This is a genomic window from Acidisoma sp. S159 (assembly GCF_009766125.1).
Lineage (GTDB): Bacteria > Pseudomonadota > Alphaproteobacteria > Acetobacterales > Acetobacteraceae > Acidisoma.
Map to the genome: position 1 here is coordinate 86,458 of NZ_LMUG01000008.1, position 19,183 is coordinate 105,640.

The following is a 19,183-nucleotide window of genomic DNA, read 5'->3' on the forward strand; positions in this document are numbered from 1 at the left end:
ACGAACGGGATCGTCCCATGCATACGCGCCGCCTCTGGCTCGCTTCCGCCGCCGCACTCGCCACTGTCGCCGCTGCCCCAGCCTGGGCGAAGCGTAAACATTCGGCCATGGTCGGTGGCACTTCGGGCAACGCTTCCGGCGATGAGGGGGGACCGACCACCAACGGCGCCGCCGGTGTCTCGACGCCCGCGACCACGCCGATCGGACCGCTCGATACGGTGGCGAGCGAAGCCATCATCATCGACGTGAACACCGGCGCGGTGCTGCTGGAGAAAAGCCCGGACACGCCGAGCCCGCCATCCTCGCTGACCAAGCTGATGACGATCTACATCACCTTCCAGCACCTTAAGGAAGGCAAGCTCCGTCTCGACCAGACCTTCCTGGTCAGCGAGCACGCCTGGCACATGGGCGGCTCCCGGATGTTCATCCAGGTCGGCACCAATATCTCGATCGAGGATCTCATCCGCGGCGTCTTCGTCGATTCCGGTAATGACGCGGCGGTGGCGCTGGCCGAGGGCATCGCCGGTTCCGAGGATTCCTTCGCCGCGATGATGAACGAGCAGGCCAAGAAGCTCGGCCTGACCGCGTCGCATTTCGTCAATGCCTCGGGCTGGCCGGCGGATGGCCATGTCATGTCGGCGCGGGACATCGCGACGCTAAGCGTCGCCATTCTCCGCGATTTTCCGGATTATTATCATTACGCCGGCGAGCAGACCTTCACCTACAACAAGATTAGCCAGCCCAACCGCAACCCGCTGGTCACCGCCGGTCTGGGCGACGGGCTGAAGACTGGTCACACGGAGGAGGGCGGCTATTCGCTCGCCGGCACGACAAAGCGCAACGACCGCCGGGTACTGGTCGTGCTCAATGGCCTGCCGAGCTGGAACAGCCGGGTCACGGAATCCAAGCGGCTGATGGATTGGGCTTTCAACAACTTCGAGGACGTGCCGCTGTTTACCGCCGGTCAGCAGGTGGTTCTCGCCCCGGTGTGGCTGGGCGAGACCCGCACCGTTGGGCTCACCGTCGATAAGCCGGCGGTGGTTACGCTGCCGCAGGGCTGGCGGAACTCCGCGAAGATCGCGGTGGACTACGCGGCACCCGTGCCCGCGCCGATCCTGCGCGGCCAGAAGATCGGCCAGCTCAGCCTGAGCGGTCCGGGCATCCCAAGCGGGCAGGGATCGGCCACGGCGGCGCTGGTCGCGATGGTCGATGTGCCTCGTCTCGGGCTGCCGGGCCGCGCCCTCGAACGCGCCAAGCATTTCGTGACCGGTGCCTGAGACCGAGCCTCTCCGCCCCGAAGATCCGGTTCCGTGCGGCCGCTTCATCACGTTCGAGGGCGGCGAGGGCAGCGGCAAGTCCACCCAGGCCCGGCTGTTGGCGGCCACGCTGGATCTAGACGGCTTCCCCGTGGCCATCACGCGCGAGCCCGGCGGGTCGCCGGGGGCCGAGGCGCTGCGTGCCCTTCTGCTGGGCGGCGAGCCGCCCTTTGCGCCGCTTGCCGAGGCCATGCTGCATTTCGCCGCCCGCGCGGATCATGTGGCGACGCTGATCCGGCCACGGCTTTTCGAGGGTCGGCATGTCGTCTGCGACCGCTATACGGACTCCACGCTGGCCTATCAGGGCCATGTGCTCGGTGCAGGTATCGCCGCTGTCGAGGCCCTCACGGCGCTCATCGCTCTCCCGCCCGATCTGACCTTCGTGCTCGATCTCCCAGCCGAGCAAGCGATGCGGCGGCTGGTCCGGCGCGGCGGCGGGCTGGACCGCTACGAAGCCCTCGGCCTGCCCTTCTTTACCGCCGTAGCGGAGGCGTTTCGCGCCATCGCCGCTGCCTGTCCCGAGCGCTGTGTGCTGGTTCCCGCTGACCGGCCGGTGAAGACGCTGCAACTGGAGATCCGCGCATTGCTGCGTGAGCGCCTCGGTGTCGGATGAGCGCGCCCGCGCCCCGTGCCAATCCCGACCTCATCGGGCAGGAAACGGCTGAGCGAGCGCTCGTCGAGGCGCGCGCGGCGGGACGGCTGCATCACGCCTGGCTCCTCACGGGCACCGAGGGAATTGGCAAGGCGACGCTGGCCTATCGCTTCGCCCGCTTTCTGCTCGCGCGTGGAACTGCCGGAGCCAGTCTCAAGGTCGATCCCGCCGACCCAGTGTTCCGCCGCGTCGCGGCCGGAACTCATGCCGATCTCATGACCGTCGAGCGCGGCATGGACGACAAGCGCAAGCGAATGCGGCAGGAGATCGTCGTCGATGAGGTGCGGGAAGTGTCGCGTTTCCTGCGGCTGACGCCGGGTGAGGGCGGCTGGCGGATCGTCATTGTCGATGGCGCCGAGGATATGAATCCCAATGCCGCGAACGCGCTGTTGAAGCTGCTGGAGGAGCCGCCGCAAGGGGCGATGATGCTCCTCACCTGCCACGCGCCGGGGCGATTGCCAGCTACCATCCGCAGCCGGTGCCGCCGATTGCGGCTCTCACCGCTCGCGGACAGTGAGACAGAAATCCTACTGTCGCGCTATTTGCCTGACATGCCCTCGCCCGACCGGAGCCGTCTCGCACGGCTCGCCGAAGGCTCCCCTGGCCGCGCTTTGGCCCTGGCGGAAGGTGACGGGCCCGCGATGGCGGAACGTGTCGCGCGGATCCTGGCTGCACCCCCCGCCGCGGCCGCCGCTTTGGCGGTGGCGGACGAGATCGGGCGCGACGAGGAAGCCTTCACGCTGTTCATGGATATGCTGCGTCAAGTCGTATCCGCCGAAGTGCGCCAGGGGGCGCGCAGCGGCGCAGGCGCCGCGCCGCGTTCCCTTGAACGGTGGGGTGGGGTATGGCAGGGCCTCACGCGGTTGCAGGAGGAGACGGAACGTTTCAGCCTCGACCGTCGCCAGGCGGTTCTCGCAGGGCTGAGCTTGATGGCAGAGCAATGACCGAAACATTCTACGTCACGACGCCGATCTATTATGTCAACGGCGCGCCCCATATCGGCCACGCCTATACCTCGATCGCCGCCGATGTCGTGGCGCGGTGGAAACGCCTTCAGGGCCGCGACGTCTTTTTCCTGACGGGCACGGACGAGCACGGCCAGAAGGTCGAGAAGGCGGCGCAGGATGCCGGCCTCGAGCCGCAGGCTTTCACCGACCGTATCGCCGCCGAGTTCGAAGCCATGGCCGCGACCTGCGGCATTTCGAACGACGATTTCATCCGCACCACGGAGCCTCGGCACAAGGCGGCCTGCGCGGCACTCTGGTCCAAGCTGGTGGAATCCGGCGATATCTATCTCGGGCATTACGAAGGCTGGTACGCCGTCCGCGACGAAGCCTTCTATGCCGAGGACGAGCTTGCAACGAACGTCCATGGCGTTCGGGTGGCACCGACGGGCGCTCCGGTGGAATGGGTGCGCGAACCTTCCTATTTCTTCCGCCTCTCCGCCTGGCAAGACCGGCTGCTCGCCTTCTACGAGGCGCATCCGGATTTCATCGCGCCGCATGCCCAGCATCGTGAGGTGCTGAGCTTCGTGCGCGGCGGCCTCAACGACCTCTCCGTCAGCCGCACCAGCTTCCGCTGGGGCGTCGAGGTGCCGGGCGACCCTGACCATGTCATGTATGTCTGGCTCGACGCGCTGACCAACTACATCACCGCCGCCGGCTACCCGGATGAAAGCGCCGAGCGTTGGCGCTTCTGGCCCGCTAATCTGCACATGGTCGGCAAGGACATCATCCGCTTCCACGCCGTCTACTGGCCAGCTTTCCTCATGGCGGCCGGCCTGCCCGTGACGCACCGCGTTTCGGCCAATGGCTGGTGGACTGTGGAGGGCGAGAAGATGAGCAAGTCGATCGGCAATGTGATCGAGCCGGCCGCGCTTATCGCGGAGTTCGGGCTCGATCCTGTTCGCTTTTTCTTCCTCCGCGAAATGCCTTACGGAAATGATGGAGATTTCAGCCGCAAGGCGCTGATCTCACGGCTTAATATTGACCTGGCGAATGACCTAGGCAACCTCGCCCAGCGCAGTCTCTCGATGATCGCGCGCAACTGCGGCGGACGCCTGCCGTCCATGCCCGGCGCGCCCGCCCATGCCGATCAGGCGATCCTCGATCATGCGAGAGACCTGGTGACGCTGGTGGGCACCGCGATCGATCGCCAGGCCTTCCACGAGGCGCTGGAGGAGGTCTGGCGCGTTATCCGCGCCGGCAACGGCTATATCGACCACCAGGCACCCTGGGCGCTCAAGAAGATCGACGAGACCCGCATGGGCGAGGTATTGCGCGTGTTGGCCGAGGTCATCCGCATCGTGGCGACCGTGCTGCAACCCTTCATGCCCGAAAGCATGGGGCGGATGCTCGACCAGCTCGGTGTTCAGCCTGACGCGCGCAGCCTTGCGGTTCTCGCCCTGCCGATGGCGGACGGCACTCTGCTCCCACCACCGCACGGCATCTTTCCACGTTTTGTGGCGGAAGCGGTTTGTTGACCCGCCGGCCTTGAACTTTCCTCCAGCAGGATCGCTTCTGCCGCAATGCCCGGCTTAAGCCCCTGGCCGTAGACCATAAAACGCGTAGTGCCCCTGTTGGTATTTTACGAATGGCAGTTGCAAGTTGGCCGCCTCGGCTTGACTGAATAGTTTCGTTATTCGTGCATGAAAATTGTTGTAGGCTTGATTGCGAAATGTCGCTCTGCCGGTCTCGTTTATATCGCACGCTTCCATCAACTCCCGTAGCGTGAAGCGGTTATCGGGCCGACGTCTGAATAGCGGCATAACTCCGGCCAAAAGCTGGATTGAGTGCGCACTCAGGAGGGGGGGCTGCGGGTCCTGCGGGAGCAGCTGCACAGGATGCGGCACAGGATAGTGAACGACGGGTCCCAGGACCGGCGCGCGACCGAAGGGGGTCGGCACGTAAGAGACGGGCTGTGGCGCAGGTAGATCACCGTTCCAAACCGCCCCGTTACTCATCTCATCCCTTTGCCCCTTGGGCGGATCCGGGACGAACGGCGGAACGACCTCATTTCCCCTTCCCGGTGACATGTCGTAAGAGCCGACACCGCCGGATCAGTCGTGTCCGCGGATGGCTTGGTTGGTCATGAGATACCTCCTGTGAGAGGTTCTTCTGGCGCCGACATCGTAAAGGTACTGTTATCGCCCGATGGACGTTATGATGCCGGATCGGCCGCCCCTACTGATCGATTCACACTGCCACCTCGACTACTTCAAGCCTGAGGAATTTCCCGACGTCATCGCGCGCGCTCGCGCGGCCGGCGTTGGCGAGATGGTCTCGATCGGCACCAGCCTCGCTCAATCGCGACGCATCCTCGATTTGGTGGCGGGGCATCCTGGCCTGTGGTGCAGCGTCGGCATCCACCCGCAGCACGCCCATGAGGAGCCCATCCCGGAACCCGCTGATCTTGTGGCAATGACGCGCCACCCGAAGGTGGTTGGCATCGGCGAGACCGGGCTGGACTACTTTTACGAAACCGCGCCGCATGAGGTGCAGCAAGCCGGCTTCCGCGCCCATATCCGCGCGGCCCGTGACGCTGGTGTCGCGGTCGCCATCCATGCTCGGGACGCCGATGCCGATATCGCGAAAATCCTGCAAGAAGAGCGTACTGCCGGGGGTCCCTTCGATTTCCTCTTACATTGCTTCAGCTCCGGCCGGGCGCTCGCCGAGACTGCCATCAAGTTGGGAGGCTATGTGAGCTTCTCCGGCATTCTGACCTTCCCGAAATCCATCGAACTGCGGGAGATCGCCCGCGACATGCCGCCCGACCGCATCCTCGTCGAAACCGATGCGCCTTACCTCGCCCCGGCGCCCAAGCGCGGCAAGCGCAACGAACCCGCCTGGGTGGCCCATACCGCCGCGACTCTGGCGGAGGTACGCGGCCTGACGGCTGAGGCCCTGGCGGCGCTGACCACCGCGAATTTCCGGCGGCTCTATCCGAAGACCCAGGGCGTCCAGGCGTGAGGGCCGTCGTGCTGGGATGCGGCGGCTCGGCCGGGGTGCCAATGGTCGGCGGTGCCGATGGGCGAGGGGATTGGGGCGCCTGCGACCCGTCCGAACGCCGCAACCGGCGGACCCGCGCGAGCATCATCCTCGAAGGCGACGACGGCCGGCGCATCCTGATCGACACCGGGCCCGACATGCGGAACCAGCTCATCGACAATGCGATCCCGCAGGTCGATGCGGTGCTGATCACCCATGCCCACGCCGATCACATCACCGGCCTCGACGACCTGCGGATTCTCAACCGCATCATCAACCAGCCCATGCCTCTGCGCACGGACGCCGCGACCATGGAGGCGCTACGGCTACGCTTCGATTACGCTTTCCTGCCCTGGCGGCCGCCGAGCTTCATTCGCCCGGCCCTGGAACCCGAGATCATCACGCCGGGTGACCGCATCACGCTTGCCGGCATGTCGATCGAGGTTTTCAACCAGGACCACGGCTTCTCGACCTCGCTCGGTCTGCGCATCGGGCGCTTCGCCTATTGCACAGATGTCGTCGCGCTCGATGACGCCGCCTGGCGAGCGTTGGAGGGGGTGGAGACCTGGCTGGTGGATTGCTTCCAGCGCGACCCGCATCGGACTCATGCCTGGCCCGCGCTGATTGAGGAATGGGTCGCCAAGCTGGGACCGAAACGCACGATTCTCACCCATATGGGAAACGACATGGATTGGGGCTGGATGATGCGCAACCTGCCGCTGGGCATAGAGCCGGCCTATGACGGCATGGAAATCGCCATCGCGCGGTAGAGCCTCCGCCGAGGGGCACCAAATCGACATCGAATCCCGCCCGAAAACGCGCTTCGCACTATGCCGCGATGTCGCGGGCGGGTAGACTGAGCCCGTGATCGCAACACGTATCCTCGCAGTGCTCGCGGCGGCCTTTCTGGTCGCTGCTTTTGCCGTGGCCACCATCTGGCCGCCGGATATGTCGCTCGCCGCCCTGATCGGGATGGTGGATACGACGTGGCTTCCCGTGGCCCAGTCCTTCGTCCGGCGCGCTTTGTCGCCCTGGATTTGGGACCAGGTCGCTGTGCCCGTGCTGCAGCGGCCCGGCTGGCTGGTTCCCACAGCCATCGGCCTAGTGCTCTTCGGCGGCGCTGTCAGCCTCTCCGGTCCCAGGGGCAGCCGCACCCGCCGCTGGCGCAGCTGAGCGGGTCCGTTGTAGTGCGGGCGATACGCGCCATGAACTTCCGGGATCAGAGGTGACGCCATGGACGTAACACCGCTTCGCGTGACAGCGACGCCAGCCGCTTTGGACCTCATCTCGACCCTGCAAAGCGAATACGGGCCGGTGCTGTTCCACCAGTCAGGGGGGTGCTGCGACGGTTCCTCGCCGATGTGCTACCCGGTGAGTGACTTCATGATCGGTGACTCCGATGTTCAGCTCGGAGAGATCGGCGACGCGGCCTTCTATATGAGCCGGTCGCAATTCGACTACTGGAAGCATACCCAGATCATCATTGATCTCGTGCCAGGCAAAGGCGGCATGTTCTCGCTGGAGAATGGCCGCGGCGTGCGCTTCCTTACCCGTTCGCGCATCTATTCCGACGAAGAATACGCGCAGTTAGCGCCGGTCTGACCGTATAGCGGCGAAGCGTCTCGCGTTGCATTCGGCCGTCCCGGATTTACATGTTGTACCACAGGCATGATTGCCGTGGGGCAACCCGGGAGGAGACCAACATGACCGCAACGCCCAAGGGTAAAGCAGGCGCCCCAAAGACAGGCGAGGCCAAGCCCGTGCCGAACCCGCCGCAAAGCAAGCAAGACGACCACGCGGCCAAGCACGGTGTTCCGGAGGAGATGGGCCAAGGCGATGAGCCGAAGGGCCATCCCACCAGCGATCGTTTCCAGACCGAGACCGCTTCGGAGAAGCCGCAAAAGTAGGATCAGCGTGGAGACCCCGGACGTACCGAGCGATGAGTGACGGTTCGGCCAGCTTCCTGATGCTCGCGGTCGGCAGTGCCACGCTTGCGCTCGCCCTTACCGATATCGCGGAGGTTCTTCCCACGCCGCGTCTCGCGCCTGTTACCTCGATGCCTTTCGTCGTGCGCGGGGTCTTCATGCTCGGCGGCAAATCCAAGGTGGTCATCGATCTGGCGCGCCTGCTCGATCTCGCGGAAATTGACCAGAACGGCTTGTTCCATCACCACATCCTTTTGCCGAGGAATGCCGAGGACGTCGCTGACGCGGCAATTCTCGTTCGCCGCGCCACGGGCACGCGCACGGGAGTGATTTGCCCGCAGCCAGAGGAGGAAAGCTTCAACGGCTGCGTCGCCGCGAACGTCTCATTCGGCGACGATCTGATACCGCTGCTGTCGCTCGCGCGATTGCTGACGGCGTTGGAGCGGCAGCGTCTTGGCGAGTTTTCCCAGCGAGCGGCGGCCCGTGCATCCGGCTGGCCGTCCGCGCTGGATGAGAGCGCGGATGAAGGCTGAAGAAGCGGCTTATAAGCGGCTGAAGCAGGCGGTCGTTGCCCACACTGGACACCATTACTACGACGACAAGGACGCTTTGCTGCGAAAGCGGCTCGACGAGCGGGCGCGCGAAGTCGGTGCTCCCAACCTTGCTGGTTATGAAACGGTGCTCGCGGACCCTGTGACCGGGGATGCCGAGTGGCGGGCGCTCGAAGCCGTAGTCACCGTCGGCGAGACCTTCTTTTTCCGCCACAGCGAGCAATTCGCTGTCTTGCGGGACACGATCCTTCCAAACCTCCTGAACGCCGCAACGAACCGTCGCCGGCTACGCATCTGGAGCGCCGGCTGCTCCACCGGTGCGGAACCTTATTCGCTTGCGATCCTGATCGAGCGGCTGCTCGGCGATGCCTTGCCCACATGGCGCGTGGACATCATCGGAACGGACATCAACGAGCAGGCGCTCGTCAATGCGCGCAAGGGCCGTTACAGCGCCTGGAGCTTGCGCGGGATGACCGATGTGGAACGTGCGCGCGATTTTGACGCTGACATTAGGCCCAGCGCATGGCGGCTGCATGAGCGGCACCGGCCAAGGGTCGAGTTCCGCCGCCACAACCTGCTCGATCTGCTGCCCGAGCCGCCGGCGGAGTGGAGAGGCTTCGACCTTATCCTTTGCCGCAACGTGTTGATTTACTTCGGCGCCCATCAGGCGGCGCCGATGCTTTCAGCCTTGGGGCAATGCCTCTCGTCAGGTGGCTGGCTTATGATCGGATATTCTGATGCCCTGGCCGACATACCGCCGGAGCTTGACGTCGTCCAAATCGAGGCCACTCGGGTCTTCAGGCCGCGGGGCGTGACGAAACTCGCCGAGGTCCCAGCCGCTCTGTCCGAGCCTCCGGCGCCGGAATCCCACCGGCTTCCGCCGCGTCACGCACCGAGGCCGGCTGAGGCGCCGCAGCCTCGCGTGATCGCCTCGGCGCGCGCCGAGGATCGTGATCTGGACCGGATCAGAACTTTGGCTGACACCGGACGGCTGGAGGAGGCGGCGCTACGCTGTGCCGGGGCCTTGCAGGCCCACCCGCTCGACCATCGGCTCCATTACTACGACGCGCTGCTCGCCCAAGCGGCCAACGACCGAACCCGCGCGGAAGCGGCGTTGCGCCGTGCGATCTACCTCAGCAATGACATGGTGATGGCGCATTACCATCTCGGCCTCCTGCTGCTTCAGGGCGGCGCGGCCGAGAGTGGCCGAAGGGTTATGAGCGTCGTCACGGAGCTTTGTCGCGCGGTGCCCGAGGACACGGTCTTGGAGGAAGGTGACGGCCTCCGCGCCGGCGACCTGCTCGCACGCGCGGTCTTGGCAGTCGAACCGGCGATGGTCGATCAGGCGTCGCAGCCGTGAGCACAATACCGGCCCCTGACATGGGACAGCGGTCGTGGGAAGGCCGCGTGCTCGACGAACGCAGCCGGCGTCTGGCTGTGCGCGGCCTCAGCCAATCCGATCGGACGGCCGCCAGGGTCCACAGCCTCCTGGTATGGGAGGAGGGAAGTGAGCTGTATGGCATTCGTCCCGAGGAGGTCCGAGCCGTCCTGCCCTATGCCCGCTGCATGCCGATTATCAGCCGGCAGCCCTCCTGCATTGGCGTCTTGGGCTGGATGGGTGCCGTCTACAGCGTGATCGACAGCGCGCGCCTGTTTCAAGCATCGAGCGAGCATCCGAGCGACGGGCATCTGCTCCTGCTCACCCATGAGAAGCCGTGTATTGGACTGCGGGTGCCCCAGGTGTTGGGTCTGATTTCCACCGCGCTTGGCAGTGACGAAGCCTCCGCTCTTGTCGCCGAGGGGGCGCATGAACTTTCGGGCCGTCCGGTCATGCCTATCGATACTGCCTTCCTCGCCGCGCGCTTGGGCCTGCCTGTCCCAATCCTTGGAGCCTAGACGATTGTGACCATCGCCACGCGCCTGCTTCTTGGTTTTGGGGTCAGCATCCTTCTGCTGGTAGGCATCGGGCTTTTCAGCCTTTGGGAGATTTCCAGCGTCCGCTATGCGACTGAGACGATCGTCGCACGCGACCTCGCCGCCTACCGCGCTCTGGGTCAGATCGCCGAGAGTCAGTCCAACATGAACGAGTCCCGCCGGGCCGCGGTGCTCGAGGCCATGATGCATCCTTCATCCGCAGCCGCCATCCATGCGGTCGCGACGCGGTGGGACGCCCAGGCGGACACGACGGAATCCCTGCTCGACCAGGCGATCACCACCACCGCGACCTACGAGCAAACCGCCCTCGACCCTGGCCGCCGATCCGCCTGGCAACAAACCGCCGAGCTCCTGCGGCAGGCACGGCTCCGCCTCCAGTCACTCCGGGCTGGTTCGGACAAGCAATTCGACGATCTCGCGCGGAATGATGCGGCCGGGGTCATGGCTGTCGAACCGAGCTTGATCTCACTGCGAGCGGACTTCGTCGTCACGCTGCGGCAGGCCGAGGATGCGCTCAACGTCGGCGTTGAGGCCGGGCAGCGGAGGATCGAGCTCATTTACAATACGAGCCGGACTTCGCTGATTGTCGCCGCAGCCGGCGCGGCCCTGCTGTGTCTGTTGATGACCTTCCTCATCCAGCGCTCGATCGTCCGGCCATTGGCGCGCTACGTGCGTTTCGCTGAGGTGGTGGGACAGGGCGATCTCACGACGCCGCCCACACGCGCGGGGCATGATGAGCTGGGCCGCCTCGGCGGAACGCTCAACGCGATGGTGACTGGGCTGCGGCAGTTGGCGGTGCAGACGCGCGATGTGACGCGCAACCTCAACGCCGCTGCCGCCGAAATCCGCGCCTCCACGCAGGAACAGGCGGCTAGCGTCGAGCAGCAACTTGCGGCGATCCAGGAGACGGCGGCGACCGCCGATGAAATCACCCATTCCGGCACCCGCATCGCGCGCCGCGCCGAGGAGGTGATCGTCGCGGCTGAGGCCGCCACCCAGCGGAGCGCCAGCGGACTGCAGGCGGTGGTCGAGACCGCGCGCGCGATGGAACTCATTCGCGACCAGGGCGGCATGGTCGCGGGCAATATCGTGGCGCTCAGCGAGAAGACCCAGGCGATCGGCGACATCATCATGGTCGTCAACGACATCGCGGAGCGCTCGCATTTGCTCGCCCTCAATGCGGCGATCGAGGCCGCCGCGGCTGGTGAAAAGGGCCGCAGCTTCGCGGTGGTCGCCTCCGAGATGAAGATCCTGGCGGATCAGGCGAAGGAGGCGACGGTGCAGGTGCGCTCCATCCTCGGCGAAATCCAGCGCGGCATAAACACTTCGGTGATGCTGGCCGAGGAGCAGGTCAAGCGCGTCGCCGCCGGTAAGGAGCGTACTGACCTCACGCATCGCGCGATCGAGGAAATCACCGGCAGCGTGCGGGAGAGCGTGCAGACCTTCCAGCAGATCGTTGCCTCCACCAACCAACAGCAGATCGGTGTGGAGCAGGTGATGACGGCACTGCAAAGCATCCGCCAGGCGAGCCAGCAGACTGCCGCCGGGACCCGGCAACTCGACTCTGCCGCGGGCAATCTCACCGAGTTGTCGCACCAGCTCGTGGCCCTCGCGGACCGCTACCGGGTGTGAGGCAGCAGAGGGATGAAGCCCGGCATTGATCTCTGGCTTTTGCAGAGCATTGCGGTGGTGTTTGCGTTGGAAAGCGGCGCGGTGCGGTGAAGGATATCCAAACAGAGCTGCTCGCCGCCTTTGATGCGGAATATCGCGAGCATTTGGCGGTCGTGCGGCACGGTCTCGACATTGCCCGAAGCGGGCAGCCCCCGGATCTTAAGGATATGTTTCGGCGCATTCATTCGCTGAAGGGCGCGGCCCGTGCCGTCGGCCGGCCCGAGGTCGAACATCGCGCGCATGATCTCGAAGCTCTACTTGCCGCGCTGCTCGATGGCGAAACCCGTCTCGATGAAGGAGCAGCCTCGGCAATCGAAGATGCGCTGGACGCAATCGCGCAAGTCGCCGCCGCTGTGCCCGACATCAAAGCCGAACCCGAGAGCGTGGAGACGGCCGCCGCCTCGATCGATCTCCTCCGCATCAATGGCGCGCGCCTCGCGGCCGTCGGTACCAACGCGCAGCAAGTCGCGCGGGCTGCCGAGCGACACGAGCATCTCGAAGAGCGGCTCGACGCGATCGCCCGCTCGACGCGCCGGGCGACGCAGCTGCTGACTCCCTTGTTGCGTGCGGCGTCTCCGTCACCCACGCTGCTCCACCTCGCGCAGGAACTTCGGCAATCGGCGCGGCAGGTGACGGAGGCACGGCGGCAGTATAAGGACACCGCCTGGGCACTGGACCAATCCGTCTCGACGCTGCTTGGCGGCATCGAGGCGCTCAGTCTCGTCACCGCCGAAACCGTCTTCGGAAATCCAGCGCGGATGCTGCGCGACCTGGCCCAGGAGGAGGGTGTCGAGGTCGCACCAATCGTCGAGGGTCTGGATCTGCAGGCGGATCGCAGGGTGTTGCAGGCGCTCAAGGATCCCGTGATCCAGCTACTGCGGAACGCCGTCAGTCATGGTGCCGAGGTGCCGCCACGCCGCCGCGCGCGCGGGCGTCCGGACGCGGCTGAGATCGGCCTCGCTTTTGTCCGCGACGCTGATCGGCTGCGCGTGACCGTGACCGATGACGGGCCGGGCCCCGACCTCACGGCAATCCGCAGGCGCGCCGTGAGCGCCGGCCTCATTTCGACGGAAGCCGCGGCCAGCGCCAGCCGCGAGACTATCCTCTCCTTCGTCTTCGAGGCGGGCTTCTCGACCCGCGCGGATGCGGATGCTTTGGCCGGGCGCGGCCTCGGCCTCTCCATCGTCGCCGAGGCGGCGCGTGCGCTGCGAGGAACCGCGAGCCTCCTGCCGCGCGCCGGCGGCGGAACGGTCGTCGAGATCAACGTCCCGTTGTCGGTGGCGCGTGAATCGGTGCTGCTGCTCGACTGCGGTGTCGGCTATGTCGTCGGCCTGCCCAGCCTCGCGGTGGAACGGCTCGTTCGCCTCCCCGCGTCCCGCATCGAGCGGCGGGCCGGTCATCCCGTGTTGCGGCCAGAAACTGACAGCGCGGACGCCATTCCGCTGATCGCGCTTCGCCGATTGCTCGGCCTCGGCGGTGAGGAATTGCCGATGCCGGAAGGCAGCCTGCTGTTGGTGCAGCTACGCAAGACCGGCGGAGGGTCTTTGGCGATCGTGGTCGACGCTCTGAGGGACGTGCGCTCGATGCTCGTGCATGCCGCGGAGGTCGTCGGCCTCGACACCGAACTCGTACAGGGCTTCGTGTTTCTGGAGCAGGAGCGGCCAGCGATGCTGCTGTCACCCCCTGGCCTGCTCGCGCGCTGGCAACGCCTCGTGGAACATGGCCCGCAAGTGGCGGCTCAGGCGGAGGTGCAGGCCGGCCCAAGGCCGGCCGCCCGCCGGACGATCCTGGTGGTCGATGACTCGATCACCACGCGGACTCTCGAAAAGAGCATCTTGGAAGCGAATGGCTATCACGTTCTTGTCGCGGTCGACGGGATAGAGGGATTGGAGGTTCTGCGATCGGATGCCGTGGTTGACATGGTGCTGGCCGATATCGAAATGCCCCGCATGGATGGCTTCGCCCTGCTGGAAGCGATGAGGAAGGATTCGGCTCTGGCCGCGATCCCCGTCATTGTCATGACCTCGCGCGCCGCCGCCGCTGATATCCGTCGTGGCCTCGATCTCGGCGCCAACGCCTATATAGCTAAACAGAGCTTCGACCAGCGCGACCTGCTGCAAACCATCGGCAGGCTGTTATGAGCGGCGGCGCGCCGGCCTTGGGCAAGCCGGTGAGGGTGATGATCGTCGAGGATTCGCCCGTCGTGCAGGCGCTATTGCGCCACATCATTGCCGCTGATCCTCGCCTTGAGCTGGTCGCCACCCTGTCCTCAGCGGAGGACGCATTGGCGGCTCTGCCGCTTGTCAGGCCCGATGTCATCTCGATGGATATCCGACTTCCAGGCATGGATGGGCTGGAGGCGACGCGGCTCATCATGACGCGTCAGCCTACACCGATCGTGGTGATCGCCGACGCGGTTGCGGACCTTTCTCTGATGATCTCGATGAACGCCCTGCGGGCAGGGGCGCTGGCCGTGGTCGAGAAGCCCGCAGGCTTCAGCCATCACGGCCATAACACGATCGCCGAGACCATTCGCACACAGCTTTTTATCATGAGTCAGGTGCCCGTCATCCGGCAGCGCGCGTTCCGACCTTCCGGCTCTACCAGAGCGTCTCGGTTGCCGCCGGGCGCCCAGGCAGGCCTCGTGCGGCCGAGGATAGTGGCCATCGTCGCATCGACGGGGGGACCGAGCGCGCTTGCCCGTTTGCTGAGCGCATTGCCGGTTGATTTCCCGCTTCCCGTTCTCGTCGTGCAGCATATGGGCACGCCGTTTCTCGCGGGCTTCGCCGCCTGGCTCGACAGCCTCGTCCCGCTCAAGGTGCGGATCGCCGTCGATGGTGAAGTGGCTGAACCCTCCATGGTCTATGTCGCGCCCGGCGACAGCCACCTGCGCCTCACACACGACGCCCGCCTTCGGCTGACGCTAGAGGGACCGGTCGCGGGACAGAGGCCATCGGGCACGGTTTTGTTCCGCTCGCTCGCCGAGGCGGCGGGGGCGGCTTCGCTCGGTGTGCTGCTCACTGGAATGGGCGAGGATGGCGCCGAGGGCTTGCTGGCGATGCGGCGGGCGGGGGCCACCACTTTGACGGAGGATGAGAGCACAGCGGTGGTCTTTGGCATGCCGCAGGCGGCGGTCCGCCTGGGTGCCTCCGCCCTCAGCCTGCCGCTCGACAGTATCGCCGGCGAGATGCTGCGGCTGACCGCCGGCCGCGACGGCCAATGACTAGCCCCGCCATGCGCGTGCCCCATCTGCTGGTCGTCGAGGATTCCGAGACCCAGGCGCTCGCCATCCGCCGCATGTTGGAAGCAGCCGGCTTCACCGTGGATCGCGCTGGCTCGGCGGAAGCGGCGCTCGATCAACTCAGCCGGCGCCTCCCCGATCTGGTCGTCGCCGATTATCATCTGCCGGGAATGAACGGCGGCGAGCTGTCGCGGCAGATCAGACTCGATACCCGAACGAGGTCGCTGCCGCTCCTCATGCTCACCAATGCCTCGGAGCGGGAAACCGAGCGGGACGGGCTGGAGAGCGGCGCCGACGCTTATATCTCCAAGACCGCCGACCACGATCTCATGATCCTGCGCATCCGCGCGCTGCTGCGGCAGCGGCCCACGGTCGCAACGATGGAGGAGACTGACGGCAGCGCGGCCCCGCTTCGCCGCATCCATGTGCTGCTGCTCGACGATCCAGGCCTGTCCCGCGACAACGTGGCGGAGCTGCTGACCCGGGATGGCTATCGCATCGACGCCTTGGACGATGCCACGGCGGCACTGGACCGATTGCGGGACACCGGGCGACCGATCGACTGCGTGCTCGTTGGGCTGCGCGCCTCGGGCTTTGACGGCATCGAGGCCTGTCGTCGCATCAACGCGCTACGTGAGCGCGCGGCGGAGGTTACGGCCGACGCGGCTGCGTTCCTCATCATCGGCACGGAGCGCGCCGAGGGCGGCGGCCGCGATCTGTTGGCGCGCGCTTTCGATGCGGGGGTCGACGAGTGCATCCCGGCGCAGCCCGATCCCGGCGTCATGCGCGTGCGTATCCGAGCGGTCGTGCGCCGCAAGCTACTGCAGGACGACGCCCGCCGCAGCGTGGCCGAGCAGCGCGAGCACGCGCTGACCGAGCAGCGCGCCCGCATGACGGTCGCGCTTACGCAAGCAAATCACGACCTCGAACAAGCCAACCAGAAACTGCGGGACACTCAGGCGAAGCTGGTGCAGGCGGCCAAGATGGCGTCGCTGGGCGAGCTGGTGGCCGGCATCGCCCATGAGATCAACAATCCACTCGCCTTCATCTTGGCGCATCAGCAAACCGTCGAGCGTCTACTCGGCCAGGTCGAACCCGAAGCCGCCGAGAATGCACGGGTCGCCCGCACGATCGCCAAGGCGCGCGACCGGACCCAGGCAATGGGCACCGGACTGAAGCGCATACAGGACATTATTCTTAGCCTCCGGCGCTTCTCGCGCATGGATAGCGGCGGCTTCCAGCATGTCGATATCCCGGCGGGTCTCGACACCGTGCTGTTCCTGCTCGGCCCGAAACTCGGGGAGCGGATCGAGGTCACCCGGCATTATGAGGGTCCGCCGTCGCTGTGGTGCTCGCCGGCGCTGCTGAACCAGGTGGTGATGAATATCGTGAGCAATGCGGCGGATGCGATCGAGGGGAAAGGTCACATCGACATCTCCACCAAGGCCGACGAAGAATGGTATGAGATCGCCGTGGGTGACTCAGGGCCAGGCATCCCAGACGAAATTAGGCACCGGGTCTTCGAACCATTCTTCACGACCAAGGCAATAGGCTCGGGAACCGGCCTCGGCCTCGCCATCGCCTATAACGTGATCCAGTCGCATCAAGGGACCCTCGCTATCGAAACCTCGATTTACGGAGGTGCTGCCTTCATCATTCGTGTGCCGTTAGTTCCCCTAACATCGGTAAGCGCATGAGCGCCGAATCTCGCGGCATGATTCTCCTCGTCGATGACGAGCCCGAGATCCTGACCGCCCTCCGCGATTTGCTCGAAGACGAATATGACGTCTGGGCCGCAAACTCGCCGCAGGCCGCGTTGGAGATACTCCTTCAGGAGCCGGCGATTTCCGTCATCGTTTCCGATCAGCGGATGCCCGGAATGACCGGCGACGTGCTGCTCGCCAAGGCGCGCGGGATTTCGGACGCGGAGTCGATATTGCTCACGGGCTATGCGGATCTCGACGCCGTGGTGAATGCGATCAACCTCGGCGGCATCTCGGGCTATGCACAAAAGCCTTGGGAGCCGGTGCTGCTGCTGAGCGTGATCGCCAATGCGCATGCGCAATGCCATTTGCGCCGCGCGTTGACGACCGAACAGGCGTTGCTGCGCGGCTTGATGGAAGGAAGCGAGGACGGCGTCTCCTTCAAGGATCGCGAGGGGCGCTTCGTGCGACTGAACGCCGCCAAAGCGTCGGCACTCGGCGGCGTCGCGGAGGATTGGATCGGCCGCCGCGAAATCGGCGAAACCGCCGAGGCGGATGACGTCGTGTTGTCCCTAGGACGCAATTCTCAGACGACCGAAGAACTGCCGATGCCGGAGGGCCCGCGCCTCTGGCAGGTAACGCGGGTTCCGGTACGGGCGGGGGATGGCAGGATCACCCACCTCGCGCGGCTCGAACATGACATCACCGATCGGCGGCGGATGGAGGCCCGGCTGCATCAGGCGGAAAAGATGCAGGCGCTTGGCACGATGGCGGGCGGCGTCGCGCATGACTTCAACAACCTTCTGACCGCGATCCTGGGCAGCCTCGAATTGGCGGTGCGTCGCGTGACTGGAGACGAACGCGTGGAGCGGCTGTTGCGCAACGCCACATTGGCGGCGGAGCGCGGCACGTCCCTCACGCAGCGTCTTCTGAGCTTCAGCCGTCAACGGGATCTGGCACCTCGGTCGGTGGATGCCAATGCGCTGATCAGGCAGATGCAGGATCTTATACTGCGCAGTATTGGCGATGGTATCGAGATCGAGGAGGCGCTTGCGGCGGATCTTTGGCCGGCGCATGTCGATCCCGACCAGCTCGAACTCGCCGTGCTCAACCTCTGTATCAATGCGCGCGACGCCATGCCCGCCGGTGGCCGCATCACCCTCGCCACGCGGAACCTTGGCGCCGTGGAGGAGGGGCTCGACCTTGTGCCGGGCGACTATGTGGTGGTGTCGGTCAGCGATACGGGAACCGGTATCCCGCCCGAAGTGCTGAGCCGTGTGTTCGAGCCTTTCTTCACGACGAAACCGATCGGCAAGGGCACCGGGCTCGGCCTATCCATGGTTTACGGGCTGGCGCAGCAAGCGGGCGGCGTCGCCCGCGTCACCAGCGCGACGGGACAGGGCACGACGGTCGAGATGCTGCTCCGCCGCTCCCACGAACCGCCGAAAGGGCGATGAAGGCCGCCGCGTCGTCGGTTGCGGTCTGGTGGCTACTATCGTCGTGCTCGGCGAAGGCCGAGCATCCACGCCTTGCCTTCAGGGCCGCGAGCGAAGGCGTGGACCCTCGGCCTTCGCCAAGGATGACGGGCGGGGATCGCTTCGAGGTCTATAGGCTTAAGCCGCCGCAGGCTTCCGTAGCCGGCTTGTGAATTCCTTCCTAACCTTCGCGACCTTCGGCGCGATCACCACGCGGCAATAGCCGGCGTTGGGATTGCGCGAATAGTAGTCGTCATGCTCGCGCTCGGCCGGGAAGAACTGGCGCAGCGGCTCGATCGTGGTGACGATCGGCTTGCCCCAGACGGAATTCGCCTCGAATTCCGCGATGACTTCGCGGGCGACCTTCGCCTGGGCATCATCGGTCACCAAGATCGTCGAGCGGTACTGGGTGCCGACGTCGTTGCCCTGGCGGTTGAGGCTCGTCGGGTCATGGGTGGTGAAAAACACGCGCAGCAGATCCGCGAAGGACAGGACCTCGGGGTCGAAACTGACGCGCACCACTTCCGCATGGCCCGTGCGGCCGGTGCAGATCTGCTCGTAGGTCGGACTGGGCGTCTGGCCGCCGGCATAACCGGACTGGACGTCCGACACGCCATTCAGTTCCTGGAAGACCGCCTCGGTGCACCAGAAGCACCCGCCACCCAATACCGCTTGCTCGACTGACATTGTCGCTCTCCGTTTTTTGACCAACCGCCTCACACGGCATA

18 protein-coding genes are annotated in these 19,183 nt (G+C 65.5%); 17 read left to right on the forward strand and 1 reads right to left on the reverse strand.

Annotated features, from left to right (window positions below):
- Positions 1-17: 17 nt before the first annotated feature.
- The 17 genes from GSQ92_RS03730 to GSQ92_RS03810 all read left to right on the forward strand — a co-directional run bounded on the left by GSQ92_RS03730 (position 18) and on the right by GSQ92_RS03810 (position 18,437).
- On the forward strand, positions 18-1,277 hold the full coding sequence (locus tag GSQ92_RS03730) for a D-alanyl-D-alanine carboxypeptidase family protein (protein WP_158802100.1): 1,260 nt from the start codon (positions 18-20) through the stop codon (positions 1,275-1,277).
- Positions 1,270-1,929, forward strand: coding sequence for a dTMP kinase (gene tmk, locus GSQ92_RS03735; RefSeq protein ID WP_158802101.1), 660 nt, complete (start codon positions 1,270-1,272; stop codon positions 1,927-1,929). Before GSQ92_RS03730 ends, tmk begins: the two co-directional genes overlap by 8 nt.
- Entirely contained in the window at positions 1,926-2,912 is a 987-nt protein-coding gene (locus GSQ92_RS03740) for a DNA polymerase III subunit delta' (RefSeq protein WP_158802102.1), read from the forward strand. The genes tmk and GSQ92_RS03740 overlap by 4 nt, the downstream gene beginning before the upstream one ends.
- Positions 2,909-4,450 carry a methionine--tRNA ligase gene (gene metG / locus GSQ92_RS03745; RefSeq protein WP_158802103.1) on the forward strand — a complete coding sequence of 514 codons (1,542 nt, stop codon included), beginning with the start codon at positions 2,909-2,911 and terminating at the stop codon, positions 4,448-4,450. The genes GSQ92_RS03740 and metG overlap by 4 nt, the downstream gene beginning before the upstream one ends.
- Before the next feature lie 682 nt (positions 4,451-5,132).
- Positions 5,133-5,936, forward strand: coding sequence for a TatD family hydrolase (locus GSQ92_RS03750; RefSeq protein ID WP_158802395.1), 804 nt, complete (start codon positions 5,133-5,135; stop codon positions 5,934-5,936).
- Complete coding sequence (locus GSQ92_RS03755; RefSeq protein ID WP_158802104.1) at positions 5,933-6,724, forward strand: MBL fold metallo-hydrolase; 792 nt, start codon at positions 5,933-5,935, stop codon at positions 6,722-6,724. The genes GSQ92_RS03750 and GSQ92_RS03755 overlap by 4 nt, the downstream gene beginning before the upstream one ends.
- Before the next feature lie 94 nt (positions 6,725-6,818).
- Entirely contained in the window at positions 6,819-7,127 is a 309-nt protein-coding gene (locus GSQ92_RS03760; protein ID WP_158802105.1) for a hypothetical protein, read from the forward strand.
- 60 nt (positions 7,128-7,187) lie between these two features.
- Entirely contained in the window at positions 7,188-7,556 is a 369-nt protein-coding gene (locus GSQ92_RS03765; RefSeq protein WP_158802106.1) for a DUF779 domain-containing protein, read from the forward strand.
- Between the two features lie 101 nt (positions 7,557-7,657).
- On the forward strand, positions 7,658-7,861 hold the full coding sequence (locus GSQ92_RS03770) for a hypothetical protein (RefSeq protein WP_158802107.1): 204 nt from the start codon (positions 7,658-7,660) through the stop codon (positions 7,859-7,861).
- 32 nt (positions 7,862-7,893) lie between these two features.
- A complete protein-coding gene (locus GSQ92_RS03775) occupies positions 7,894-8,412 on the forward strand; it encodes a chemotaxis protein CheW (RefSeq protein WP_159013050.1) in 519 nt (172 codons plus the stop codon).
- Positions 8,402-9,790, forward strand: a complete 1,389-nt coding sequence (locus tag GSQ92_RS03780) for a protein-glutamate O-methyltransferase CheR (protein ID WP_159013051.1) — start codon at positions 8,402-8,404, stop codon at positions 9,788-9,790. Before GSQ92_RS03775 ends, GSQ92_RS03780 begins: the two co-directional genes overlap by 11 nt.
- Entirely contained in the window at positions 9,787-10,326 is a 540-nt protein-coding gene (locus tag GSQ92_RS03785) for a chemotaxis protein CheW (protein ID WP_158802110.1), read from the forward strand. The genes GSQ92_RS03780 and GSQ92_RS03785 overlap by 4 nt, the downstream gene beginning before the upstream one ends.
- 6 nt (positions 10,327-10,332) lie before the next feature.
- Positions 10,333-11,997 carry a methyl-accepting chemotaxis protein gene (locus GSQ92_RS03790; protein WP_159013052.1) on the forward strand — a complete coding sequence of 555 codons (1,665 nt, stop codon included), beginning with the start codon at positions 10,333-10,335 and terminating at the stop codon, positions 11,995-11,997.
- A gap of 86 nt (positions 11,998-12,083) precedes the next feature.
- Complete coding sequence (locus GSQ92_RS03795; protein WP_159013053.1) at positions 12,084-14,177, forward strand: response regulator; 2,094 nt, start codon at positions 12,084-12,086, stop codon at positions 14,175-14,177.
- The gene (gene cheB, locus GSQ92_RS03800) at positions 14,174-15,259 is read left to right on the forward strand and encodes a chemotaxis-specific protein-glutamate methyltransferase CheB (protein ID WP_254066557.1); all 1,086 of its coding nucleotides are present in this window, start codon (positions 14,174-14,176) and stop codon (positions 15,257-15,259) included. The genes GSQ92_RS03795 and cheB overlap by 4 nt, the downstream gene beginning before the upstream one ends.
- Positions 15,256-16,974 carry a response regulator gene (locus tag GSQ92_RS03805; RefSeq protein ID WP_159013054.1) on the forward strand — a complete coding sequence of 573 codons (1,719 nt, stop codon included), beginning with the start codon at positions 15,256-15,258 and terminating at the stop codon, positions 16,972-16,974. The genes cheB and GSQ92_RS03805 overlap by 4 nt, the downstream gene beginning before the upstream one ends.
- Positions 16,971-18,437 carry an ATP-binding protein gene (locus GSQ92_RS03810; protein ID WP_159013055.1) on the forward strand — a complete coding sequence of 489 codons (1,467 nt, stop codon included), beginning with the start codon at positions 16,971-16,973 and terminating at the stop codon, positions 18,435-18,437. Before GSQ92_RS03805 ends, GSQ92_RS03810 begins: the two co-directional genes overlap by 4 nt.
- A 156-nt stretch (positions 18,438-18,593) precedes the next feature.
- Here the strand turns inward: GSQ92_RS03810 and msrA are convergent, their stop codons facing one another.
- Positions 18,594-19,142 (reverse strand): peptide-methionine (S)-S-oxide reductase MsrA, encoded by a 549-nt coding sequence (gene msrA, locus GSQ92_RS03815; RefSeq protein ID WP_158802115.1) that lies wholly within the window; start codon positions 19,140-19,142, stop codon positions 18,594-18,596.
- Positions 19,143-19,183: the final 41 nt, after the last annotated feature.